Origin of the sequence: Eubacterium sp. LMAG:50, assembly GCF_008680265.1 — a bacterium.
Taxonomy (GTDB): domain Bacteria; phylum Bacillota; class Clostridia; order Lachnospirales; family Lachnospiraceae; genus Eubacterium_U; species Eubacterium_U album.
In genome coordinates this window covers 947,604-973,292 of the sequence record NZ_NALP01000007.1, presented here as the reverse complement: position 1 = coordinate 973,292, position 25,689 = coordinate 947,604, and the positions used below count along the sequence as shown (strand labels likewise).

The following is a 25,689-nucleotide window of genomic DNA, read 5'->3' as shown; positions in this document are numbered from 1 at the left end:
TTTCCTTTTTTATTTAAAGCTATCTTCAAATGCTTTCTTTATTTCACTTGCATTATCACTTACAATTAAAACAGCATAATCATCTTTAACAAATATCTGTGCATCATTTGCTCTGTCTACCTGTGTTGGGTCATAACTTTTGTAAAATGCAATTCTGTCCTTAATATGTTTTTCAAGGCTCTTTTTTGCTTCATCTACGTCTTTGCTGTTTTTAACTCTGATAACAGCAACCTCTTCAGCCGTTCCTTCCTGTGCATAATCTAAAAAATATTTGTCAACCTTACTGTAATCCATATCCGAAAGATACGCAAATAAATCTTTTGTATTATCTGAATCAGAATTTACTGCTAACATTGTTGGCATATCTGTGTCTGCTGCCATCATTGTTTTTTCAAGTTTAGTCATATCTATTTTATTATTGTTATTTCCACATCCAACCAACTGAATTGCAAATACACACACTAATGCAATGTTAAATATTTTTTTAATAAACTTATTTTTCATATTAATATTTCCAAGGTGCCATTACAGCACCTTGGACTCCTCTCATTAAAATCTTTTATGTTACCAGAATCAAAAGACCTAAGTTCACATAAGTTTTCTTATTCAGCTGCTCCTGATTCGCTTTCATCAGCTGCTCCTTCATTTAAGCTTTCATTCTCTATTGCTTCATCTGATGAACCAATTGTTCTTGAATTACTTGTTATGTCTCCTAAATCTTCGTCTTCCATTCCTGACATTTCTGCAAAATCACTAAAAGCTTTATCTACAGCTTTGTTAATCTTCTCAGTAACCTTATCTGATAAATTATCCATAGCTGATGTATCGTTATAAGATGAGATATATACAGCCATTACTTTATCGCCATTGTCTGCATCAATCAAATTAGCTGATAAATTATAACTATCTGTAACATAATTTGAAATCGACTGTACAATTGCATTTATTATGCTGACTTTTTCACCATCTACATCCTGCCCTAAATTATAAGCGAGAAAATATTTCTTATCTTCGATTGCTTTTTTTATTTTCTTTGGAAGTTTATATACATCATCTAATTTTTCATTATTCACTACTGCGTAGTTATATTTTGTTCCTGTTGCTGCCGGGAAGAAATCTGTATTCCATTCATAATTGTCACTACATTCTTTATCATTCATATTAAAATGTGAATAATTTGGACTTCCTGCATCTGAATAAATATCTGTATGATACCATTCACCATCAAGTTTTACTTCATCCCATGAATGGATTCTGTCAGTTGTATGTACTACCTTACATTCAATATCCATCATCTGCATAAATAATCTGAAAGTTGTTGCATATCCTACACAAACCGCTGTTTTAGATTTTAAAACACCATTTGGAGTTGCTGCGTTCTGACCTGATGTTGGAATAACAGACATCATTCCTGAATCATTTTTTATATTTTTTACCATCCAATTGTACACAGCAAGTTCTTTTTCATAATCTGACATTCCATCTGTTATTATTTCATCAAGAACTTTCTTAGCCATATCAAGAGTATCTTTATCTTCCTTGCTTAAAGAATTTTCTCTTCCTTCTTTATATGCATCAGAAATATTTTTTGTTGATTTAATTGTGTATTCGTCAGCAATAACAACATCATCTTCCTGTGCCACATCCTCATCTTTTGCAAGGGTACTGTCAACACTTGTCTTTAATCCACTGACTTTATTAAACATTACAGCACTTAATGTAATACTTGCTCCCATTCCTACTACCAGTACAGCTAAAATACACCATACTGCAATCCATTTTTTCTTTTCCATGATTTACTCCTTTTTTGTAATCTGAATTTTAGATAACGCGGTAAAAACTCTAAAGTCTCAATGCTTCTTTTTATTTATAATCACATTATATTATTGTAATGGTGCATATATTGTTATGAAATTTTTTAATTTTTTCTTAAGTACCTATAACAATGATATTACTTATATTGCATATTTTTTATACATTAGTTACGTGAATAATTGATTTTTATACAAGAGTTACGTGAGTAAATAGATTTTAATAAAAAAAGAAATATGATATGATTTCAAAGTAAACGGCTCTAAACTTTATATTATGAAAAGTTTAGAGCCGTTTATTTTATCAATTACTTTTAATCACTGCAAATTACTTATCTGTTTTATATTTTTTGTTTGTTTTTTTATTATACTCACTGCATTTTCATATAACCAATGTATTCCCAAAGGCATTGCCACTCCGGCAACATACTATATAAAACCAAAACGGACTTATAATCCAGGCTCTTGACAAATCAATTGACTGGTCTTTTTTTACAATTAATATATAAATCAATATTGCTATAACAAATGAGTCAATAATGCTAATATATAGTGTTCAAACTTAGACAGAACGAAGCAAAATAGGCACATTGAGAAAAAAACACCGGAATAAACCAAAATGCCAATAAAAACATCCCCGGACTCGCAAAGCCAAAACCATTTATCATAATTGTAAGAATATCTCCTAAATTCATATACTTTGACTGCGACATTCCTATTCCATTCATTATATCTATTAAAGAGTTTCTCTGTGTATCTTTCATTTTTCTCCTAAAAGTAGAAATATCAATCTAATGTCTTAAACTAAAAAATAACTACTAAAAGCATCTTAAACTGTTCCTTACCATAAACTGCATGTGGATGTTTTGCAGGCATTACAATTGATTCACCTTCATGAAGTTCATATTTTTTTCCATCAATTGTTATTTCTCCAACTCCATCAAGGCATGTTACAAATGCATCTCCGCCTGATTCATGAGTACTAATTTCTTCACCTTTGTCAAAAGAAAATAATGTAACACTTACAGCATCATTCTGTGCAAGAGTCTTGCTGACTACCTGTCCATCCTGATAGGATACCTGTTCTTTTAAAGTTAAAACCTCTGCTTTATTAATATTTTTAATTAACTGTTCCATATAATTTACCTCTTATATTATGCTACTGCTTATTATTTGCATTTGCATAAAAAATATTAATATTATTCTTTTCCATCCCAGCAATATGTACATAATTTACATTTATCTATTCCTACTGAATCTAACATATCATCTAATCTGTTAAATTTTAATGATGTGAAGTTAAGTTCTTTTCTGATTTCTTCAACCATACATTCATATTTTTCAGAATCCGGATTAGCATATTCTTCTAAAACTTCATCTGTTACATTTCCATTTTCAAGTCTCTCTATAACTCTTCTTGTAATTAATTCCATTTCTGATGATGAACGTGAGAAATTCAAATATTTACAGCCATATAATAATGGTGGGCATGCAGGTCTTATATGAACTTCCTTAGCACCACTCTCATATAAAAATTCTGTTGTTTCTCTAAGCTGTGTTCCTCTTACAATTGAGTCATCAATTAATAAAAGGCTTTTATCTTTAATTAATTCTTCTACTGCTAACAATTTCATTTTTGCAATTAAATTTCTCTTACTCTGAATTGTTGGCATGAATGATCGAGGCCATGTTGGTGTGTATTTGATAAATGGTCTTGAAAATGGGATTCCTGATTCATTTGCATAACCAACAGCATGTGCAATACCTGAATCTGGTACACCTGCTACAATATCAGGCTTAACATTATCTCTCTGTGCCATCTTCATTCCACAGTTATATCTCATCTGTTCTACACTTACACCTTCATATGAACTTGCCGGATAACCATAGTATACCCATAAAAATGTACAGATTTTCATATCATCACCTGGTTTTTGAAGAGTTATGCAATTGTTTTCTGTCATAACTACAATTTCTCCAGGACCTAATTCTTTATAATCTGTATATCCTAAATTTTTATAAGCAAACTTTTCAAATGACGCACAAAATGCACCTTCTTTTCTTCCGATTACAATCGGTGTTCTTCCGTATTTATCTCTTGCAGCATAAATTCCTGCATGGTTCATAAGTAAGATTGACAATGAACCGTCTATTTTTTCAAGTGCATAATTCATTCCTTCAATAAGGTTATCTTTTTGATTTATAAGTGCGGCAACAAGCTCTGTAGCATTAATTTCTCCACCACTCATCTCCTGAAAATGTGAATGACCTTTGTCAAATAACATCTTTGTAAGTTCATCCATATTGTTAATCTTACTAACTGTTGTAAGTGCATATGTACCATGATGTGAACGTACAATTAATGGCTGTGGTTCATAATCTGAAATACAACCAATTCCGTATTTTCCCTTCATCGTCTGTATGTCTTTATCAAATTTTGTACGAAAAGGAGAATTTTCAATATTATGAATTGAACGGTTGAATCCATCTTCTCCATAAACTGCCATTCCACCACGTCTTGTTCCTAAATGTGAATGATAATCAATTCCAAAAAACAAGTCAAAAACGCTATCTTCTTTAGATGCCACTCCAAAAAATCCACCCATTAGTTATTACCTCGTATTCTATAATATATTTTACTTTTGTTTATCACCGTCTGCATTTTTAGACGGGATTCTAATCTCAACCAATATATTTTAGCAGAAAAGTTTATAAGGTTCTACTGTTTTGTAGCATAAATAGTAATTTTAATAAACAGTTTTGAAATATTTCCAACCAAGCATTTTTACTATTTATGGTCTGAATGTTTTTAATGCTTCTATTGTCTGTGTTATCAAATCATCCAATGTCCAACCAAGCATATCTGCTCCACGCTCTCTCATTATTTCCTGTTCTTTTATGCAATGTTCCTCCGGATACATTTCAAAATCGAAATCATGTAAAATGCCGTTCCTACAAATAAGTAACTGCACATTATTGGAATTGATTTTATGAAAGCTGTTTCTATTTTCTTCTTATTCATCCTTTTTTTCTCCGTTGTTTTTCGGGAGATCATATGTATCTAAGAAATGATGTTTAACACCATCTTTTTTATATGCAACAACCGTATCTAAATTTACATTTTCTATACTCTTAAAAATATTTCCTTCTACATATGGATTTGTCTGCTTCAATGTTTTTATAAGTTCTTTAATTTCAACTCTCTTAGATCTGTTTTCTTCATTATTGCAGGTAGTACATGTATCGGTAAATTTGCATGCACACTGGATGAATCTTAAATTATTATAATCTCTCCACGCCTTAATATCATCTTCTCTTACAAGATATAATGGTCTGATTAATTCCATTCCCTCAAAATTTGTACTATAAAGTTTTGGCATCATTGTCTGAATCTGTGAGCCATAAAGCATTCCCATAAGAATTGTTTCTATTACATCGTCATAATGATGTCCTAAAGCAATCTTATTACAGCCTAATTCCTGAGCAAAATGATATAAATGTCCTCTTCTCATTCTTGCACACAAATAACATGGTGATTTTTCCACATTAAAAACTGACTCAAATATATCTGATTCAAATATATGAATAGGTATGTTTAACTTTCTTGCATTCTCCTCTATGACTTTTCTGTTAGCCGGGCTGTATCCCGGATCCATAACTAAAAATTTAACATCAAATTTAAATTTATTATGAAGTTTTAATTCCTGAAAAAGTTTAGCCATAAGCATTGAGTCTTTTCCACCTGAAATACATACCGCTATTCTGTCTCCCTCTTTTACAAGTTCATACTGATTAATTGCTTTTGTAAATTTGCACCAGATTTTTTTCTTAAACTTCTTACGAAGGCTTTGCTCAACATCTTTGCTTATATCCTCTGCTTCCTGCTGTTTCATCATATCTAAAAGCCATGCAACATACCCACCTTCAAGGCTTTCAGCATCATATCCTTTTTCCACAAGATTTTCTGCTACCTCTATACTATTTTGTCCTCTGCTGCAGCAAATAATTAATTTTTTTGATTTATCAACTAATTCACTATTTTCTATTTTGTCTGCCTGAATAACTATTGCTCCAGGAATTTCTCCGTGTGCAATCTCTGATTCATTTCTCATATCTATTAACTGATATTCATCTTCGTTCATGGATTTTAACTGTTCTATTGAAACACTCATATATAATCTCCCATATTACCTTTGTATCTGTGCCAAATCTTTTAATACTTCTCCTGCGATAATTAATCCCACAACTGAAGGAACAAATGCTACACTTCCCGGAATGTCTCTTTTTTCCGTGCATTTGTGCTTAGCTCCAGGTGGGCAAATGCAGTGAGTTTTACAACTTATTGCCATATCTTCAATTGGTCTCTTTGGCATTTCTTCTGAATAAACTACCTTTAACTTCTTAACTCCGCGCTTCTTTAATTCACGACGCATAACTTTAGCCAATGGACAGACTTTTGTCTTGTAAATGTCTGCAACCCTAAACATTGTAGGGTCTAATTTATTTCCTGCTCCCATTGAACTTATAATAGGTATATTTAATTCTTTAGCTTTCATTACCAAAGAAATCTTTGCCGTAACAGTATCTACCGCATCTACAATATAATCATATTTGTCAAACGGAAATTCATCTGCATTTTCAGGAAGGAAGAAACAATTGTGTATCTGTACTTCTGCGTCAGGATTAATCTCTAAAATTCTTTCCTTCATAACTTCAGTTTTATATTTACCTACAGTCTTTCTTGTAGCAATAATCTGTCTGTTTAAATTAGTAAGGCAGACTTTATCATCATCTATAAGGTCAAAATGCATAACTCCACTACGTACAAGTGCTTCACATACATAGCCACCGACACCACCTATACCGAATATTGCTACTCTCTTATTTGCCAATGTTTCCATCGCTTCTTTTCCAAATAAAAGTTCTGTTCTTGAAAACTGATTTAACATATTTTATCTCTCTATCTTTCTATTGTATTTTCTCATTTATTCAATAAGAAATTCATTTCTTTTTTCCTACTGTTATAATAGGATTATTATAAAATTGCATAATATTTTTGTCAACGAATAATAAGCTGCGGTCTTATATGTCTAAATCATAAAACCACAGCTTATTATTGTACTATAAAATTGGTAATTGTTATATAAAAACCTGTATTTGAATTTTCAAATAAATTTCATCAAAGTAAGGGGTTTTTGCTCCTAACATCTTTAAATATAAACAACTTTATTTCTATGCGTCCTTTAAAAATGCTTTGTAGCATCTGTATGCTTCATATACATCTGCCTTGTTTGTTACTTCCCATGGGGCATGCATACTTAATACTGCCACACCACTGTCAATAACTTCCATTCCATATAATGCCATAATATAAGCGATTGTTCCGCCACCGCCTGCATCAACTTTTCCAAGTTCCGCCATCTGGAAATTAACACCATTATCATCCATAATCTTTCGCAAATCAGCTAAATATTCTGCATTTGCATCATTAGAACCTGATTTTCCGCCTCGTCCTGTGAATTTGTTAAATACAACACCTTTGCCCATAAATGATGAGCTGTTTTTCTGGAATACGTCTGCGTATAAAGGATCAAATGCAGCATTTACATCAGATGATAACATTCTGCTGTTTGCAAGGCATCTTTTAAGTTTAATTTCACTATATTCTCCTGTTAAATTAAGAAGTTCAGCTACTGTGTTTTCAAAGAATCTTGACTGCATACCTGTTGCACCAACACTTCCGATTTCTTCTTTATCTACTAAAAGGCAGCATGATGTTTTATCTACGCTTTCCATGTCAAGCATTGCAATTAAAGATGTAAATGCACAAACTCTATCATCCTGACCGTATGACATAATCATACTTCTGTCAAATCCCATTTCTCTTGCTCTGCCTGCAGGCACTACTTCAAGTTCAGCTGACATGAAATCTTCTTCTTCCATTTCATACTGTTCTTCTAAAATCTTTAAAACGCCTTTCTTTGTTGCTTCCTTCTCTTCATCATTTAAAGGAATTGTTCCAATTAATATATCAAGATTTTCACCTTCAACTACCTTAGCAGCTTTCTTTTCCATCTGGGCAGATGCAAGATGAATAAGTAAATCTGTTACACAAAATACAGGGTCTTCCGGTTTTTCTCCTATATTTACATCAATTGTTGTTCCATCTTTTTTTACAATAACACCATGTATTGCTAAAGGAAGTGTAACCCACTGATATTTTTTAATTCCACCATAATAGTGAGTATCTAAATATGCCATTCCTTCTTTTTCATATAAAGGATTCTGCTTTATGTCCATTCTTGGAGAATCCACATGAGCACCTAAAATATTCATTCCTTTTTCAAGTGGCTTATTTCCTATGTTAAATAAAGCAACTGTCTTATTCATGCATACAGCATAAATTTTATCGCCCGGCTGTAAAGTTTTATTTTCTTCCATCGCCTTTTCAATACTTATATATCCTTTTTCTTCTACTCTTCTTACTGTGTCTTTTACACATTCTCTCTCAGTTTTACACTCTGACAAAAAATTAATGTAATCTGCATTTAACTGCTGTAATTCTTTCATCTGTGCTTCATCATATGTCTTCCATGCATTTTTTCTTTCCATATTGCTCATTCCTTTCCAAATCTATGTTCAAGACTTTTAAATCTTTTTCTATTTTTATTCTGCCACCATTTTAGAAGAATTATTTATACAAGTCAATATAAAGCACTATCCCCTTTTTTATAATTAACATTATTTCAGCGATATATTATTAAAAAAAATATATTCAAAAGTCATAACTCTTTTATAAATAATAATAGGAGGGCGTTGTTTTAGCGACGTCCTCCTTTATTTTATAAAAACAAAATATCAAATATGTGTATGAAATAATATTTATATATTAAACAAACACCAATTATTCCTTTATTATATTTTTACTGCAGAAATATGATATTAAGAAATATCCACCATATATTACAAGTAAAATTATTGCTGTCATACCAATTGATGGTCCAATCATTTTCGTTCCAATAAAATCAAGTATTTGTTTTGAAAACATCATTCCAAATATCGAATGAACAATTGCAAGTGCTAATGGGAATATGAAAAACAAAGCTGTCTGTCTGAACAATGCCTTATTAATCTGTTTCTCATCTGCACCAAGTTTTCTAATCATTCTAAATCTTTCCACATTATCTGCACTTTCTGATAATTCTTTCAAAGCCAGAATTGCTGCACCTGATATCAGAAGAATAACTCCAATGTAAAGACCTATAAATGCACCTATTGCTCCAATACCAACTGCACTGTCTATAATATTATTTTTAGTATTAACCATTGGTACCATATAATTCCATCTAGTCTCATCATAAATCTTTTCTACTTTCTGTTCAAATTTTTCTACTTCTTTCTTATCATCCATAGAATAGTTAGCTGCAATAAATTCTCTTATTTTATGATTTTCATCAACTATGCCATCAGGAACAATTATTATTCCTGTATTTGAAGGATTTCCTGACATTTCTATAAAACCTTCTTGGCATTCCTTGTATTTTGGTATTAATTCATTACCAAATACATTAATTTTCACTCCTGCCTTTAACGATTTATTTCTTAATTTTATCATTGGACTATAGTCACATAAAACAATATACTCATCATCATTTAATTCAATAGTATCTTTTCCGTAAAATCTTGCAAGTCTGTTATAATCGCTAACTTTTACAATGTTCTCCGGTACCTCAAGCATTGTCGGAGAATCATCCTTTTCATCATTGTTTCCTAATGTGTCATTCAATGTAACATTTTCTGACTGATAAATATATAAATCTACATATTCCTTTAAATATGGTTCAATATTATAACCGTTTTCCTCAAAAAACTGAAAAATACTCTTATTAGAACTTTCAACTTCCTTCTTACCATATCCGTCTTCTTTGCTTAAATTTACAACTTTATTAAAGTTAATATCAGCCGGTACTCCCTGCTTTAAACTATCATTTAATGAATTCCTAATAGATAACCCACTTGAGAGTACACAAATTGTAATAAATAACATTAAACTTATTATTGTCATTGAAAATACATTCGTATTTACCCTGCTGCTCATTTGTCTGAAAGTAAATGTATTTAATCCTTTATAATAAATTCCTTTCATTGATGAAACAACTTTAAGTAATAATCCCGAAACTGACCAGAAAAATAGAAATGTACCAACACATCCCATTACAATATAAATTGCTAACTGTTTTCCGTTTGTTATTTTACTGTATCCTGCAGTAACGTTATAATATGCTATTATAAGCATTACAATAGAAATGGCGAAAATAATTCCACAGATAATAGGATTTTTTAATTTAATTTTCTCAGTCTTTCTATTACCCTGAAATAAATCAATTAATTTGCATTTATTAATACTAAAAGTATTAAATATAATTACAATTACATATATCAATACAAAATTTAAAATGGTCTTTATACAAGCCTGACTTGAAAATACAAATTGATATTTTGACATGTCAGCCTGGAACATACTTGCTACCAGAAAACTTGTAAACTGAGAAGCTCCTATTCCAATAATTATTCCGACTACTAATGAAATAATTCCGATAATTAATGTTTCAAAGAATAGAATCAACGAAACTTTTCTCTTTCCCATTCCTAATACCAGATAAAGGCCAAACTCTTTATTACGCCTCTTCATTAAAAATCTGCTTGCGTAAATTACAAGAAATCCTAATACACATGCAATGAACACACTAACCCATGACATAATCTGTGTTAATAATTTGACTATTTCCCTTGTGTCATTTGAAATTTTTAACATTGCCGACTGTGTTTCTATTGCATTAAATATATAAAATATTGCAACACCTAATATCAAAGTAAAAAAATAGATTGCATAGTCTTTCATACTTTTTTTAATGTTTTGAAATGATAATTTATAGAGCATCGCTTAAGTCACCTCCTAACAAAGTAACTACATCGATAATCTTATCGAAAAATTCCTTTCTTGTATCATCACCTCTATTTAATTCATTGAAGATTTTTCCATCTTTTATAAATATTACTCTTGATGCATAACTTGCTGTAAATGAATCATGAGTTACCATTAAAATTGTAGCTTTATAATATTTATTTAAGTGCGAAAATCTTTCAAGTAACATCTTTGCTGACTTTGAGTCTAATGCTCCTGTTGGTTCATCAGCTAATATTAATTCAGGATTTGTAACAAGTGCTCTTGATGAAGCAACTCTTTGTTTCTGACCTCCTGACATCTGGTATGGGTACTTATTTAAAACTTCTTCTATTCCAAGTTGTGTTGCAACTTTTTTTACTGCTTCGTCAATCTTTGTTGCGGGTACATTCTGGATTGATAATGACAAAGCAATATTTTCATAAGCTGTTAATGTATCAAGTAAATTAAAGTCCTGAAAAATAAATCCTAACTTTTCTCTTCTAAATTTATTTAACTTGTTGCCTTTTAAGTTTGTTATGTCTTCACCGCCTACAAATATATGTCCGCTTGTCACCTTATCAATTGTAGAAATACAGTTAAGTAAAGTTGTTTTTCCACTTCCTGAAGCTCCCATTATGGCAACAAATTCTCCTTCATCCACGTCAAATGAAATATTGTCTATTGCTTTTGTAAGATTTAATTTGTTTCCGTAATATTTTTCTATTTGTTCGATTCTTAATATGCTTTCCATATTTAAATCTCCTTTCACATTTTTTATACTGACATAATTTTATATGAAAAACACATATTAGTCGTTTTTTTAATATTACATAACATTACAATTTTGTAATGTTACCATTTTAAATTATTTTCCTAAACCACCGTGTCAAAATAATCATTCTTTCCAAATGTTATTCTGACTTCAGTGTATTTTCCTTCCTCCGATTCAATATCTATTTTATGTCCAAGCTGCTCGCACAGTCCTTTCGCAATATAGAGACCCATTCCTGTTGATTTTGCATATTTTCTTCCATTTTCTCCTGTAAATGACTTGTTAAATACACGTGATAAATCTCTTTTTGGTATTCCAATTCCATTGTCTAGGATATGCAGTACAACTCCCTCTTCACTTTTTTCACTATATATTTTTAATTCTTTTTCGCCATGGTCTTTCATGTATTTAAATGAATTACTCATTATCTGATTGATTATAAATTCCATCCATTTGTTATCTGTAACTACTTCGTTTTCGACATCGTTGGCAGAAAAATTTATTCCATTTTCAAGAATCAGGTCTTTATTTTTCATTGCCACATTTTTTATTAAAGACTGTAACGAAACTTTTGTAAATTTATAATCTTCTTTTGCATTTTCCGACCTAACAAAATAAAGGACCTGTTCCGTATAGTCATCAATTCTTTTAATTTGTTCTACGTATTTTTTATCCATTTTGTCATTATGACACATGAGTCTAAGACTTGCTATTGGAAGTTTGACCTCATGAACCCACATTTCCACGTAGTCCTTAAAATCATTAACACTGTTTTCATAAATTTTAACATTTTCTATCATTGATTTATTTATATCCTGCAAAACCTGATAATGAATTTTGCCCTCATAAAAATCCGGTTTCCTGATGGTTTCACATATAAAGTACTTTTTATCAAGCCCATCCGTATTCTTTATAAGTTCATCATAATATTTCTTTTTTCTAAAAAAATCCCATAATATAGAAAATGTAAATGCAAATAGCCATAGCGTTACATACATTACTATGGCTTCAAATTTTATTTTAAATATGGAAAATATCAAAAATGTAATTAACAAAAATGCTATCCATATTACTATTGATATTTTATTGTCTTTTATATATTTGCCAAACTTCATGTTAAACAATACCCCTGTTTTTTTCTTGTTTCTATTACATCTTCGTATCCTATCTCTGTCAGTTTTCCCCTTAATCTGCTAATATTTACAGTAAGTGCATTATCATTTACAAATTCATTGTTATCCCACAAATCAGTCATTAACTCATCTCTAGATACAATACGGTTTCTATTATTAAGAAGCATCTGGAAAATAATCATTTCATTCTTTGTAAGAACCAGCTCCTGCCCATTTCTGCTTATTGTTCCTTTACTAAAATTTACCTGAGCATCTTTGTAATTTGCAATATTTTTTCCACTGTCCGCTCTCTTTAATATGGCTGCAATTCTTAACAACAAAATTGTTGGGTTGTATGGCTTTGTTATGTAATCATCTGCTCCATAACTCATAGACAGGACTTCATCTGTTTCACCTGTTCTGCTTGTAACCATAATAATTGGAACATCCGATGTTTTTCTTATTTCACGAAGCAGCATTTCTCCATTTATTCCCGGAATATTTATATCTAGCAATAATAAGTCTGAATTTTTCTCTAATATATCATTCTTCGCATTATCAAATTGCTCTAAATACTCTGCTTCATAACCTTCATTTGTCAGAAGCTCTGTTAGCTCCCGGCAAATAGTTTTTTCGTCTTCTATAATTAATATTTTTTTCTTTGACATTTTTACCCCTTATTTATTTTAAATAATTCTTTGCCGATTCAGTAACCGCACCTGCTGTATGAAAACCGGAATGACACACCATTATCGGTCCAGCAATATCAAATATATCCATATTTTACTCCTAACCATATACTAACATTTTTGTTTATTATATACCCTCATATCTAATAAATACAGTATTTTACCTCTTATTTTATATAGGTTATTATAGTTTACACATAAAAATAATACTGAGCTAACATTAAGCAGCTCAGTATTCGTACCTTTAGTTTTATAGCATTTTTTCTTTTTTTCTTTTTTCTATTCTTCTTGTTATTCTTTTTCCAATCTTTTCAATTATCATTGTTCCATATCTCATCATTGGTTCAGTAACAATTGCAAATACAACAAACAGCATAATGCATTTTGTTGACATTCCTCTAATTGCAAATAAATCACCTAAATATATGCTGCACAATAATAGTCCGATTATGCTTCCTCCCCATACGCACCAGCGAAGTGTGTTCATAGGTTTACTTATATTGTATAAAATCATAAATCCAACTATCGATAAAAGCATAGTGCATGCTGTAGATATATCCGTCTCGTTTACTTCAAATACCTGTCCAAATACAACCAGTGCTCCAACCACCAACACATCTGTAATTCCCGCCGGAAGTGCCTTTATTAAGACATTCGTCAGGAAACTACCCTGTATAATGTTTTTATTCGGTTGCAATGCTAAGAAGAATGCCGGAATTCCTATTGTAAACATACTGATAAGCGAAACCTGCGATGGCTCTAACGGATAATTTATCATAAAGCACACTGAAAACAGTGACAACAAAAATGAAAATATATTCTTTACTAAAAATAAACTTGCTGAACGCTCTATATTGTTTACAACTCTTCTTCCTTCTAATACAACTGAAGGCATTGATGCAAAATTTGAATCAAGCAATACTAATTGAGATGCCTGTGCTGCCGCATCACTACCTGATGCCATAGCCACAGAGCAATCCGCATCTTTTAATGCAAGCACATCGTTTACACCATCCCCTGTCATTGCAACAGTTCTTCCTGCTTTCTTTAGTGCCTGCACGAACTGTCTTTTCTGGTTTGGTGTAACTCGTCCAAATACTGTATATCTAAGCACTGCTTCCTGAATGTCTTCTTCACTCTCAAGCGTTGTTGCGTCTATATATTTTTCAGCATTTTCAATTCCTGCCTGTTGTGCTACCTGCGACACTGTAATAGGATTATCACCGGAAATTACTTTTATTTCAACACCCTGATTCGCAAAATAATTAAATGTTTCAGGTGCCTCTTCTCTTATTGGATTTGACAAAAATACAAGAGCAATAGGTACAACCTTTTCTGTCAGTTCTTTTCCATTTATTTCGCCATCATATTTTCCAAATACAAGTACTCTATATCCTTCACTACTGTAATTTTCTATTTCTTCTTTATATTTTTCATAGTCATCTCTAAGGACAAATTCCGGTGCGCCTAAAACATAATTTGCATCATCAAATGCTGCACCTGAATATTTAAATTCTGACGAAAATGAACTTATTGATACTGCCTTTTTTCCTGATGGAGAATTAAAATAATTCTTAATTGCTTCCATAGTTATATTATCACTTGACATTCCTGCCGCAAAATCACTAAGCATTTCTTTAATAGATGGCATATTTTCTTTATCATATCCGTCCATTGGAACTGTACCGTTAACTTCCATTGTATTTTCAGTTATAGTTCCTGTCTTATCTACACACAAAACATTTACCCTTGCTAAAGTTTCAATGCACTTCATATCATGCACAAGAACTTTTTTCGATGCAAGTCGCATTACACTTACAACTAATGCCACGCTTGCAAGCAAATACAAACCTTCCGGAATCATTCCTATAACTGCAGCTACCATAGAAGTAATGCTCTTGCTAAATGATGCTTTCGCAAATATAAACTGCTGTCCAAAAAGCAATACTCCAATCGGTATAATTATAATACCTACAACTCCTACTAATTTGTCTAAAACACGAATCATTTCTGACTGTTCTTCGTGGTTCATTGCCTTTGCTTCTAATGTAAGTTTTGATATATAGGAATCTTCGCCTACTCTATCAAGTCTTGCATAACACTCTCCTGAAACAACAAAGCTTCCTGACATTAATAGATCCCCCGGTTTCTTTGTTATTTCATCAGATTCACCTGTAAGTAATGATTCATTTGCTGAGACCTCACCTTCAACTACGATGGCATCAGCACATATCTGATTGCCTGCCTTAAAAAGTACAATATCATCAAGAACAAGTTCTTCTGCAGGAATCTCCCATTTTTGTCCGTCACGAACAACTACTGCCTTTGGTGCATTTAATACCGAAAGCTTGTCCAAAGTATTTTTTGCTCTTATTTCCTGAAAAATACCAATGCATGTATTAGCAATGATAACCGGTAAAAATGTAAGATTTCTAAAAGAACCTGCCACAATTAATAATACAGCAAGTACCGCAAATACTAAGTTAAAATACGTAAATACATTACTTTGTATTATTTCCTGTACAGATTTTGATGGTGGATCAACCGGTTCATTTGTCCAGCCATTTCTAGTATATTCTTCAACCTGTTGTCTGTTTAATCCATTATTAACGTCAGCCATGTATCTGTTAGTTTGCACACGTTCACGATGTTCTTTATTTTTTCTAAATTCTTTATCCTTCATATACGCTCCTAGATTATAATGCCATGTTCTAAAAATCTAAGCCCACATATATCTATTCATAAGTGGGCGAATGACTTTTGACGGATTGTAAGAGTTCGTAACACAGAACAATCCGTAAGCATCAAAGTCGTGTTTTTAACCTCGATATCATTTTATAACAATATTTTACCAATTTTTTTAGTTAATATCGTAAAGAATTTATTAAAATTATGTTACTTTTTTTAAATAATATGGTTGTAAGACTTAATATAGAATTATTAATGTAATAAAATTAATATAAACTACTACTTTTTTTACAGTGGCAATAGATACTTTCTTAATAAAAACTGTGATAAATTTTCTGCCTTATTCAAATATTCATCAACAAGATTTGGATTAACTTTATGAGCTTTCGCAAGACTTAACATACCTATAATTCCATTCATAGGAGTTCTTATTTCATAAGACATATTTGATAAGAAGTCTGTCTTTGCCTGACTTTCTTTTTCTGCACTTTTAAGTTTCTCATTAATCTTCTGCAATTCTTCATGATAAGATGTAATATCTTTAAATTTTAAATAAGAAATTTTTATATCTAATTCTTTGATTTTTTTGCTGAAGATTTTTATACACTTTCAATTTCTGAAGATTATTTATTTATCTTGATTTGACTTATAATTATACTGAACCTATGGGACGAATACGGTGCCCCGACCGCCTTTGCAGAAAGTATGAAGATAAAAATATTCCATACTCTTTTATCCCTTATATTCAATACTTTTTTTAATCTCCATTTTCCATACTTTTATAAATGCCCATATACCTATACTACTTTAAATACCCTATATTCCATACTTCTTTAAATCAACTTTTCCATTTACTACTTCAACCCCATCGGCTTCAAGTAATTTTGCCTGAGCTCCTTTTCCACCAAAAGCAAACTCTCCTGCCAATTCTCCTTTAGAATTAACTACACGAAAACATGGAATATTATCCGGGTCCGGATTTTTATGAAGTGCATTTCCAACTGCTCTTGCCATTTTAGGTTCGCCTGCCATTTCTGCAATTCTTCCGTAAGTTGCCACATGACCTTTTGGGATTTTCTTAACCGCCTCATAAATTCTTTTTGTCGGGCTGTCTGTGATAATATCATAACTTTCAGATATCATTCTCTTTATTTCTTTTTCGGGAACAGTTCCATCAAGAATTATTGTACTCCAATGTTCTTTATTTTGATGATATCCGGGAATTACAGATTTATAGGTTTCTCTCCAAAAATCTCTCCATTCAGGGTTAACTTTTATATTTAAGTTGATAAATCCATCTCTTTCATATATCCATAAAAATGCCTTCTTGCTTTTCTTTACTCTTACAAGCTGCCAATTAGTATCTCTAAATGGTGTTTCTACATATGTATCTTTAAATGTCAAACCAAATTCTACTGCTTCCTGTCTTGTTCTCAATATCTTTTTCCTCTTTATGATTAATCTTAAACTCTTTTTTTCTTGTAGCTTCATTTTTATTTGCTATTTAACACTATAAAATTTTATATTATTCCACACTTTCAAAATTATTTCGTAAGAAAATGTTCTCTGTTAGGATACTTTTCTCTGTACGCTACCAATGCGGCTTTTTGCAAAATAGAAAATTCTTTATCTAAATTAAATGCATGTGGAGTGGAAAATGCAATCGCACTTATTTGTTCAGCGATTTTTTTTGCTATTCCTTCATCTGATAACTGTCCCATTCCAAAAACTGCTGACGTAAATCCTCTTCCATTTTTACTTACTTCTATAAATTTAAAAAATACATTTTTAAGTTCCAAAAACAAAATTTCACGCTTTTCATCCTGTATTTCATCTGAATTCAATAAACATAAGCCATTAATTATTTCATACAACTGCTTTCTTTTGCTTCCACTAATATCTACAGAATTACCATCAGATAAATATTTCATTTCCATGAGGTATCCAACAAATTTATCTTTTTTAGGTTTCCTTTTTCCATATCTTGCAATCCATAATTTTTCTCTAAATGAATCAAGTTCACTATTATCTTTATTATCATTTAATATTCTAAGTCTGTTGTCTGCATTTGTTTCATTATAAAATTCTTCTATCCATGTATTCTGCATATTTCCGTTTTTCTCCATATTTATTATCTACTTATAAAATCATCTACATTATTAATATCAACTTTTTTATATTGGGATACATAATATTTCCCACTATCCAAGTTGTGTTTTTTCAAATCATTTCCTTTAAAAATATCCACAACTAATTTTGCTATTTCCATAGACTGGTCTTCCTTATCGTTGTACACAGTCCCCTGCATTTGACCTTCTTTTACTGCAATTAATGCATCATTAAGTCCATCTATTCCACATATAATAGGCCATTCATCCTCGCCATAACCTGATTTTTTATAAGCTTCCACTGCACCAATCGCCATCTCATCATTATTTGAAATAATCATTTCTATATTGTTGCCATACTGATCTATTAGCTGTGTCGTTCTATTTTCTGCCTGTCCTCTGTTCCAATCAGCAAATTGGTAACTAAGTTTTTCTAAATTAATTCCATTATTAATAATTGTTTTTACTGAACAGTCTGTTCTGCTTATTGCATCCTGATGCCCGGCCTCACCCTCTAGCAAAACATATTGTATTTTTCCATCATTATTTTTATCTACATTTTTATTCGCTTTTATATAATCTGCTGCAATCTGTCCCTGCATTACTCCTGACTGTTCTGCATCACACCCAACATAATATAATTTGTTCCATTGCATCAAATCCTCTTTTACCGGTTCTCTGTTAAAGAAAATAATTGGAATATTATTCTGTCTTGCCAGTTTAATAATTTTACCCGGAGCTGTTCTGTCAACTAAATTAACACACATTATATCGCAACCTGCATCAATCATTTCCTCAACAACTTCATCCTGATCACGCTGACTATCATCTCCATTTTTTTCAGACACTATTATTCTAAAATTATCATTTTCCATTGACTTTAGATTATCTTTAAGTTCCTGTGTCATTGCATTTATGAATGGATCATCCTGCGTGTATGTTACAACACCTACCCTAAGTGTTTCATTAAAATTTTTTTCTTTTTTCTGACATCCTGTAAAATTGTAAATCAATACAAATGCCATTATTAAACTAACAATTCTTTTATTCATAAGAATACAAAAACCTTTCTATTTCATTAGAAAATAAATCATTTTGATAAAGTTCTTTTGAATCAACATCATAGCCTTTCATGGTGTAAAATGAATTATTAATTTTCTTACTTATTTCTTTTACACTATTGTATCCAATCTCATATCCATCAGGAATAATAAGACATTTTACATTGCCATGCTGAAGCAAATTTAATGATTTCATACTATTTCCAATACCATATATCTGCGCTCCGTTATATATTCCATTATCACTTTTTTCGCCTAAGTCATCTAAAGAATAATTATCCATAATAACTAAATAATCTACTTTATCCTTGCCATTTACAACATCACAAATATCCTGCTCCGTTTTACCATTATATGTCCAACCTATATCTATGTTAGTCCCTTCTATGGCATCACAAAATCCTTTATATTTGTCAATGGTTTCTTCTTTCGCATACTGGGCAAAAACAATGCCTGCTTTCTTATTTTCTTTTTCGCCTGAATCTGCTATCAGTCTTTTTCCTATCTCATATCCGATATTGTAGTGATTAGGTTTTATTACCGGATAGCCTGATTCACCACCATTCCCACTCATAAAAACATCTTCTGTAATTAACATGAATGGTATTTTGCCGCATACATTTTTTAATTGTGTTCTCGTATCGCTTCCTGGTGCAGGGCAAATAATAAACCCATCTATATTATTTTGCTTCTGCTCATTTATTAATTCGATTTCATCTTCTACTTCCTCAATATCATCTGTGTTACATATTATTAAATGTATTTCATTTGCCTTAGCTGAATCTTTTAGTCCTTTAATAAGTGCCTCCCAATTTTTATCTCCTGAATTTGGTATAATTACTGCCACTTTTTTTTCAGGAGTATTCTGGTCAAATATTTTAGTAATAAAAAATATTGCCATAACACAAAGTAATATTTCTGCAATAAGAAAGGCTATTTTATTTTTTTTCATTTTCAACCTTCCTTTCTACATTTTGTTTTTCTAAATTTGTGAGATTACTTTCATTATATGGAATTGCAGGTATATGAATTGTAACCTTTGTTCCTTCGTCAGCTTCACTTTCTACACTTAATCCATATTCATTGCCAAACATTAGCTTAATTCTTGAATGAACGTTTATGACACCAACTCCTGAACCATGTTTAGGTGTTTTATTATTATCCTTAAGAATATTTTCAACCTCTTCTTCTCTCATTCCCATTCCATTATCTTCAACGGTTATAAAGATTTCATTATCTATCTTTTTACCTCTGACAATTATTTCACCGTCATCATCTATATCCATATTTCCTACACCATAATATATAGCATTCTCTAACAATGGCTGAATAACAAGTTTCACAATACAATAGTCATTAATTTCATCATCTATTTCAAATCTGATTTTAAATCGTTCTTTATATCTTGCCATCTGTATATTCATATAGCTTCTGCTGTGTTGTATTTCATCAGATATTTTTATGATTGTTCTTCCTTTAGACAAACTTATACGCAATAACTTAGCAAGTTCTGATATCATAAACACAGCTTCTTTATTTTTATTTGCCTCAACCATCCATGTAATTGATTCGAGCGTATTGTATAAGAAATGCGGATTAATCTGACTTTGCAATGCATCCATTTCGCTTTTTCTTAGTTCAGTCTGCTGCCTGATTATTTCCTGCATTAACTCTTCTATCTGTTCATATGATTTTCGCACTGAATATCCTAAATGTCTTATTTCCGATGAACCACCTATATAAATATCATTTTTTCCACCTGCTTCATACGCCTTAACAGATTCATTCAGGTTAAGTATTGGTCTTGATATTTTTCTTGATATAATTCTGTTTACCTCAAGAAGCATCATCACTAAAATAATTACAGTCGTAATTATATAATACCTGAATTGCTTTATACTCACTGTCTGTACCTTGTCCGGAATTACACCTACTACCTTCCATCCTGTGTATGAAATACTGCTTATTATATAATTATTTTTATGTCCATTAAACTCTAATTCATGTATTCCTTCTTCACATTTTGCCATTTTATTATTATTTTCCTTAAAAATACCCCTGTCTATCTCAGTTATTCTAGGATGATAGATAATTTGTCCATCTGAATCGCATAAATAATAATAAATTCCATTTGAATCTTTATTGATTCTATCTAAAGTTTCTTCAATGATTGAATATTTCATATCCACCAGTAGTACTCCACTTACCGGCTTTTCCCCATCATTTACATCCACCGAACGGCTCAGCGACACAACCCGATAATATTTATAAGCACCATCTTCAAACAGATTCTGTATATGAGGAATAGAAAAATGAATATTTTCAATTTCACTTTTAGCCATACTAAACCAACTCTGACTTTTAACATCAACATTATCTTTTTCAGATGCTATAGGCTCTGATGCTATCAGATTTCCGGAATTGTCATATAGTGCCATACTTTGAATCTTATCTGAATTAATTTCATACAATAAACTAAACTGTCTGTTAAACTCCTGACTCGAAACATCATATTGCTGAACTATATTGTAATTTGCAGCATTTGAAATCTGTCTTATATTTAATAAGTCAGAGTCCATTTTATCTACTATACTGTCTATAATTCCCTGTGTACTTGATATTAAAGTTTCTTTATTTGAAATTTTAAATCTATTATAAATAAGCATTCCCATAACAATAGTTGTCACTATTGTTAACGTTGTAAAGACCGCCATGATAATAGATTGAATGTCTAATCTAATAAATTCGCCACGGTGAAACCAGCTTCGAAATCTTTTTATTTTTACATTTTTGCTTTCTTTTTTTTTAACTTTATTCAATCTTCCCATATTCCCTGTATATATTATGATGTTTGGGGCAAAAGCCCCGATTTTGATGACTACGGATTGTTTCATGCTACACGTTGTTTTATATTATTTATTTAATCTCTCATTTCTGTACTTTGATGGAGATACTCCGAATTTCTTCTTAAACACATAGCTAAAATAATTTGCATCTAAATATCCTACCTGCTCAGCTATTTTATAGCTTTTTTCATTTGTATCAAGTATCAATCCGGCTGCGATATCCATTCTGTAATCTGTAAGATATGTAACAAATGATTTACCTACTTCTTTCTTAAATACAGATGAAAAGTAAGAATTTGATACTCCCATTATAGAGCATACTTTATCCAGTGATAAATCAGGTTCCATATACCTGTCTGTTACTATATTTTGTGCATCATTAACCAAACTTCTGGATTTACTGTTTCGAACACTTTTTAATTTTTCACTTACTCCTAATGAACATTTAATAAGCCAGTTTTTCAAAGTGCTTTCGTCCATCTGAGGCACCCTTTCGTAAGGATTATTTATATCTCCTAAAAAGTCATTAAAATCTATAAAATTATTGGCACAAAATCTATAAAATGCCCCTACCATTTCCATAATCACTAAATTATACTGACTTACAGTATTTGCATTTTTATGTAATTTTTCAATTTCTTTACTAACCGCATCTTCTATTGATTTGTTGTCTCCTAAATATATCGCTTTAAACAAATCATGCATTTTAGAATCTTCTGACTGTAAAGTCATGTTCTGCTCGTTAGGTGCAATTTCTTCAATATTAATTGCCCTGTTTGTTCCATATAAAACTCTGTATGATACTGCTTCTCTTGCTCCTTCATAAGAATTGTTTATGTTTAATATGTTATCACATACTCTTCCTATACCTGCTGTAACAACAGCACCAATAACTCTGTTAACCCATTTGCAGAATTTATCACAAATATCCGTAAACTCTACCATTTTTTCTTTAGAGCTTAATTCAACAATTAGTACTGTATTCCCCAAATAAATAAATTCTTTGCAATTAAATTTTTTCGCAATTCTTTCCTTTATTTCTCTTTCTACAGACATTGATAATAGCAAGGGTTCCATATTTTCAGGAACATGATGTGTAGATGTATGGAAAACCACACAACAATAGAACGGGCCCTTTAAATCTATTTTATAGGAATCGACAAATTTTACATATTCTTCTTCATCAACTCTTCCTTCAATCAACGAAACAAACAAATTTGTCTGAAGAATTGGGAGTACATCATTAAAATAATTTTCAAGTTTTTGAACATTTAATTTTTCTTCTCTTTCCAAATCTAGTGAGTTTTTTACTCTCTTTAAACATTCAGTTAATTCGTCAGAATTTATCGGTTTTAACATATATTCTTCAACTTCAAGATGAACTGCCTCTTTTGCATATTCAAATTCGTCAAATCCGGTAAATATAATTATGTGAATATTTCTATAATCATCATTAAGCCTTTTGGACAACTCAAGTCCATCCATATATGGCATTTTAATATCTGTAATAACAACATCCGGTTGAGTTTTTTCGACAAGTTCTAATGCCTTTACTCCATTTGTTGCACTTCCGACAACTTCAAAGCCTAACTCATTCCACGCTATTTTTTGTTCAATAACATCAATAACTTCTGCCTCATCGTCAACCAGGATAACTTTATATTTATCCATAATACTTTCCTTATCTCACTCTAAATTTAATGCAATATTTTTCTCAGGCAATCTTCATATATTTAATAGAAAATCGACCTCTTTTAATTTTATTTTTTTCTTTTATCTTTTGTCAATTTATTATAACAAATAATCTATTCTAATAAAATATTTTATATAAAAGTCAACATTTTTGTTACGACAAAAGCCGTTCCCATTATCCTATAGATAATCAGAACGACTTTTTGAACGTATGATTAAAATATTTATTAACATGTCAGGATTGTGGGAGTTTGTATTATAAGAAACAATCCGTATGACATATTTTTCATTATTTTATTTCTTCTGTACATACTTGAGACAGTCAAGAGTAACTGCTGCAAGAATGATGATACCTTCGAAAATGAACTGAAGGTTTGTATCAATACCAAGGATTGTAAGTGAGTATGTAAGAGATGTAAATATAAGAACACCTGTTACAACACCTGAAATCTTACCAATACCACCTGTAAATGAAACACCACCTACTACGCAGGCTGCGATAGCATCCATATCCCATCCTTGTCCATAAGCTGCACTACCTGAACCAACCATTCTGTTACATTCAAGCCATGAACCAAATCCATAAAGGATACCTGCAAGAATGAAAGCTCCCATTGTTACTTTGAATACTGAAATACCTGAAACTGCTGCTGCTTCCGGGTTTCCACCTACTGCGAATAAATTCTTTCCAAAAGTTGTCTTATTCCAAATGAACCAAACAACTGCTATTGCAACTATTGCCCATAAAATAATTGTTGGGAATCCTCCAATCTGAGGAATAAATATATTTGGAATTGCTGCATCGATTGCACCAAATGAAACACCCTTTGTTGCGTAAGTTACAAGACCAAATATAATAAGCATGTTGGCCATAGTTGATATGAACGGATGCATTTTGAACTTAGCCATAAAGAATCCGGCTATCATTGCAAAACATGTTGTAAGGATTATACAAACAACTAAAGCTAAAATTGCTCTTGCGCTCGGAGCCATATTTGAAAAATCAAATATATGTCCAAATACGCCACCTGTGTTTATGCCGTTATGCATTATGATTGTTGATGCAACCATACCCATACCAACCATACGACCAACCGAGAGGTCAGTTCCTGTCAAAAGGATTAAGCCTGCAACACCGAGGGCAAGGAACATTCTAGGTGATGCCTGCTGTAAAATGTTAAGTATATTTGTGTATGTAAGGAGTTGAGTATTTTTAACAACCGGAGTAATTGCGCATAACCCAATAAATATCAAAATGATAACAATATACAAACCATTTTTATATAGGAACTGTGACAAGTTGAAAGTATATTTATAATTTTCAATTCGCTGCTCTGTTTTCTGAGCAAATGTATATTTTGATGTACGCAATAAATCAATTAAATGATACTTATGCATAAATGCATCATGTTTTCTATCTTTAATTTCCTGACACTTTGACTCGTGAGTCATTTTTGAATCATACAATTTATTTTTATATACATATTTTTCATCTTTAATTTCATCTGAATCAGACAATTTGCTTAAAGCATTTTCATGTTCTGTCTTCAATTCAGCGCAAGTCTTTTCATACTTGTTTTTTTCATCAATTTTTTCGCTTTCACAACTAGCTACTACTCTATTGTAATATTGGCTGTTGTAATTCTTTGAAAGATAATCTTCAGCCTGGGCAATAAGTTTTGATACCTTATCTTTATTTGAATTTTCAACTGCTTTTGCCTGTTCTAAAGCCTTCTTATCACTTTCAATAATTTTTGCTTTTTCTTCTTTAGTTAAATTTTTATTTTCTTTTACGATAGCAATATGATTCTTTAAACTTCTGACTTTATCAGAACCATCTGCGCGTAATTCGTCAATCTGACTTTGTATTTTACCTACATATTCATCTATCGGCTTAAGAAGTTTTTCTTCTTCCTCAGCTGAAAGAATAACGCCTTTTTCTGCCATATCAAATACTCCTCTC

General features: G+C 31.3%; 21 protein-coding genes and 1 pseudogene. All 22 read right to left on the bottom strand.

What is annotated here, in order from left to right; all coding sequences use genetic code 11:
• Window positions 1-9: 9 nt before the first annotated feature.
• A complete protein-coding gene (locus CCC31_RS09565) occupies window positions 10-504 on the bottom strand; it encodes a DUF4358 domain-containing protein (protein ID WP_022088085.1) in 495 nt (164 codons plus the stop codon).
• Window positions 505-602: 98 nt separating this feature from the next.
• Window positions 603-1,793: a transglutaminase-like domain-containing protein gene (locus CCC31_RS09560; RefSeq protein ID WP_290851188.1), complete on the bottom strand. Its 1,191-nt coding sequence runs from the start codon at window positions 1,791-1,793 to the stop codon at window positions 603-605.
• A 560-nt stretch (window positions 1,794-2,353) separates the two neighbouring features.
• Window positions 2,354-2,575, bottom strand: a complete 222-nt coding sequence (locus CCC31_RS09555) for a hypothetical protein (RefSeq protein WP_290851186.1) — start codon at window positions 2,573-2,575, stop codon at window positions 2,354-2,356.
• 40 nt (window positions 2,576-2,615) lie between these two features.
• Window positions 2,616-2,948, bottom strand: a complete 333-nt coding sequence (locus CCC31_RS09550; protein WP_117910713.1) for a cupin domain-containing protein — start codon at window positions 2,946-2,948, stop codon at window positions 2,616-2,618.
• 62 nt (window positions 2,949-3,010) lie between these two features.
• A complete protein-coding gene (locus CCC31_RS09545) occupies window positions 3,011-4,417 on the bottom strand; it encodes a phosphoribosyltransferase family protein (protein WP_022088088.1) in 1,407 nt (468 codons plus the stop codon).
• A gap of 255 nt (window positions 4,418-4,672) precedes the next feature.
• Window positions 4,673-4,759 (bottom strand): annotated as a pseudogene (locus tag CCC31_RS12715) (hydrolase); the annotation flags it as partial.
• Window positions 4,760-4,825: 66 nt separating this feature from the next.
• Window positions 4,826-5,983 (bottom strand): ATP-binding protein, encoded by a 1,158-nt coding sequence (locus tag CCC31_RS09535; RefSeq protein ID WP_290851183.1) that lies wholly within the window; start codon window positions 5,981-5,983, stop codon window positions 4,826-4,828.
• Window positions 5,984-5,998: 15 nt separating this feature from the next.
• The gene (locus CCC31_RS09530) at window positions 5,999-6,760 is read right to left on the bottom strand and encodes a tRNA threonylcarbamoyladenosine dehydratase (protein ID WP_022088091.1); all 762 of its coding nucleotides are present in this window, start codon (window positions 6,758-6,760) and stop codon (window positions 5,999-6,001) included.
• A gap of 283 nt (window positions 6,761-7,043) precedes the next feature.
• Complete coding sequence (locus CCC31_RS09525; RefSeq protein WP_022088092.1) at window positions 7,044-8,423, bottom strand: aminopeptidase; 1,380 nt, start codon at window positions 8,421-8,423, stop codon at window positions 7,044-7,046.
• A 292-nt stretch (window positions 8,424-8,715) separates the two neighbouring features.
• Entirely contained in the window at window positions 8,716-10,752 is a 2,037-nt protein-coding gene (locus tag CCC31_RS09520; protein ID WP_147586314.1) for an ABC transporter permease, read from the bottom strand.
• On the bottom strand, window positions 10,742-11,509 hold the full coding sequence (locus tag CCC31_RS09515; protein WP_022088094.1) for an ABC transporter ATP-binding protein: 768 nt from the start codon (window positions 11,507-11,509) through the stop codon (window positions 10,742-10,744). The genes CCC31_RS09520 and CCC31_RS09515 overlap by 11 nt, the downstream gene beginning before the upstream one ends.
• A 122-nt stretch (window positions 11,510-11,631) precedes the next feature.
• Window positions 11,632-12,645 (bottom strand): sensor histidine kinase, encoded by a 1,014-nt coding sequence (locus CCC31_RS09510; protein ID WP_290851178.1) that lies wholly within the window; start codon window positions 12,643-12,645, stop codon window positions 11,632-11,634.
• Complete coding sequence (locus tag CCC31_RS09505; protein ID WP_290851176.1) at window positions 12,642-13,310, bottom strand: response regulator transcription factor; 669 nt, start codon at window positions 13,308-13,310, stop codon at window positions 12,642-12,644. The genes CCC31_RS09510 and CCC31_RS09505 overlap by 4 nt, the downstream gene beginning before the upstream one ends.
• 271 nt (window positions 13,311-13,581) lie before the next feature.
• On the bottom strand, window positions 13,582-16,014 hold the full coding sequence (locus tag CCC31_RS09500; RefSeq protein ID WP_022088098.1) for a cation-translocating P-type ATPase: 2,433 nt from the start codon (window positions 16,012-16,014) through the stop codon (window positions 13,582-13,584).
• 293 nt (window positions 16,015-16,307) lie between these two features.
• Window positions 16,308-16,535 carry a histidine kinase dimerization/phospho-acceptor domain-containing protein gene (locus tag CCC31_RS09495; protein ID WP_118565658.1) on the bottom strand — a complete coding sequence of 76 codons (228 nt, stop codon included), beginning with the start codon at window positions 16,533-16,535 and terminating at the stop codon, window positions 16,308-16,310.
• A 300-nt stretch (window positions 16,536-16,835) separates the two neighbouring features.
• Window positions 16,836-17,456, bottom strand: a complete 621-nt coding sequence (locus tag CCC31_RS09490; RefSeq protein WP_118565657.1) for a methylated-DNA--[protein]-cysteine S-methyltransferase — start codon at window positions 17,454-17,456, stop codon at window positions 16,836-16,838.
• 107 nt (window positions 17,457-17,563) lie between these two features.
• Entirely contained in the window at window positions 17,564-18,145 is a 582-nt protein-coding gene (locus CCC31_RS09485) for a DUF6553 family protein (RefSeq protein WP_290851173.1), read from the bottom strand.
• 5 nt (window positions 18,146-18,150) lie between these two features.
• Entirely contained in the window at window positions 18,151-19,179 is a 1,029-nt protein-coding gene (locus CCC31_RS09480; RefSeq protein WP_022088102.1) for a galactose ABC transporter substrate-binding protein, read from the bottom strand.
• A complete protein-coding gene (locus tag CCC31_RS09475; RefSeq protein WP_022088103.1) occupies window positions 19,172-20,140 on the bottom strand; it encodes a substrate-binding domain-containing protein in 969 nt (322 codons plus the stop codon). The genes CCC31_RS09480 and CCC31_RS09475 overlap by 8 nt, the downstream gene beginning before the upstream one ends.
• On the bottom strand, window positions 20,127-22,016 hold the full coding sequence (locus tag CCC31_RS09470; RefSeq protein ID WP_117910730.1) for a sensor histidine kinase: 1,890 nt from the start codon (window positions 22,014-22,016) through the stop codon (window positions 20,127-20,129). The genes CCC31_RS09475 and CCC31_RS09470 overlap by 14 nt, the downstream gene beginning before the upstream one ends.
• An 84-nt stretch (window positions 22,017-22,100) precedes the next feature.
• A complete protein-coding gene (locus tag CCC31_RS09465) occupies window positions 22,101-23,705 on the bottom strand; it encodes a response regulator (RefSeq protein ID WP_022088105.1) in 1,605 nt (534 codons plus the stop codon).
• A gap of 315 nt (window positions 23,706-24,020) precedes the next feature.
• A complete protein-coding gene (locus CCC31_RS09460; protein ID WP_022088106.1) occupies window positions 24,021-25,673 on the bottom strand; it encodes a branched-chain amino acid ABC transporter permease in 1,653 nt (550 codons plus the stop codon).
• Window positions 25,674-25,689: the final 16 nt, after the last annotated feature.

Coding starts and splice junctions, on each gene's coding strand:
- CCC31_RS09565 (WP_022088085.1), bottom strand. CDS start 504: ATGAAAAATAAGTTTATTAAAAAAATATTTAACATTGCATTAGTGTGT.
- CCC31_RS09560 (WP_290851188.1), bottom strand. CDS start 1,793: ATGGAAAAGAAAAAATGGATTGCAGTATGGTGTATTTTAGCTGTACTG.
- CCC31_RS09555 (WP_290851186.1), bottom strand. CDS start 2,575: ATGAAAGATACACAGAGAAACTCTTTAATAGATATAATGAATGGAATA.
- CCC31_RS09550 (WP_117910713.1), bottom strand. CDS start 2,948: ATGGAACAGTTAATTAAAAATATTAATAAAGCAGAGGTTTTAACTTTA.
- CCC31_RS09545 (WP_022088088.1), bottom strand. CDS start 4,417: ATGGGTGGATTTTTTGGAGTGGCATCTAAAGAAGATAGCGTTTTTGAC.
- CCC31_RS09535 (WP_290851183.1), bottom strand. CDS start 5,983: ATGAGTGTTTCAATAGAACAGTTAAAATCCATGAACGAAGATGAATAT.
- CCC31_RS09530 (WP_022088091.1), bottom strand. CDS start 6,760: ATGTTAAATCAGTTTTCAAGAACAGAACTTTTATTTGGAAAAGAAGCG.
- CCC31_RS09525 (WP_022088092.1), bottom strand. CDS start 8,423: ATGGAAAGAAAAAATGCATGGAAGACATATGATGAAGCACAGATGAAA.
- CCC31_RS09520 (WP_147586314.1), bottom strand. CDS start 10,752: ATGCTCTATAAATTATCATTTCAAAACATTAAAAAAAGTATGAAAGAC.
- CCC31_RS09515 (WP_022088094.1), bottom strand. CDS start 11,509: ATGGAAAGCATATTAAGAATCGAACAAATAGAAAAATATTACGGAAAC.
- CCC31_RS09510 (WP_290851178.1), bottom strand. CDS start 12,645: ATGAAGTTTGGCAAATATATAAAAGACAATAAAATATCAATAGTAATA.
- CCC31_RS09505 (WP_290851176.1), bottom strand. CDS start 13,310: ATGTCAAAGAAAAAAATATTAATTATAGAAGACGAAAAAACTATTTGC.
- CCC31_RS09500 (WP_022088098.1), bottom strand. CDS start 16,014: ATGAAGGATAAAGAATTTAGAAAAAATAAAGAACATCGTGAACGTGTG.
- CCC31_RS09485 (WP_290851173.1), bottom strand. CDS start 18,145: ATGGAGAAAAACGGAAATATGCAGAATACATGGATAGAAGAATTTTAT.
- CCC31_RS09480 (WP_022088102.1), bottom strand. CDS start 19,179: ATGAATAAAAGAATTGTTAGTTTAATAATGGCATTTGTATTGATTTAC.
- CCC31_RS09475 (WP_022088103.1), bottom strand. CDS start 20,140: ATGAAAAAAAATAAAATAGCCTTTCTTATTGCAGAAATATTACTTTGT.
- CCC31_RS09470 (WP_117910730.1), bottom strand. CDS start 22,016: ATGGGAAGATTGAATAAAGTTAAAAAAAAAGAAAGCAAAAATGTAAAA.
- CCC31_RS09465 (WP_022088105.1), bottom strand. CDS start 23,705: ATGGATAAATATAAAGTTATCCTGGTTGACGATGAGGCAGAAGTTATT.
- CCC31_RS09460 (WP_022088106.1), bottom strand. CDS start 25,673: ATGGCAGAAAAAGGCGTTATTCTTTCAGCTGAGGAAGAAGAAAAACTT.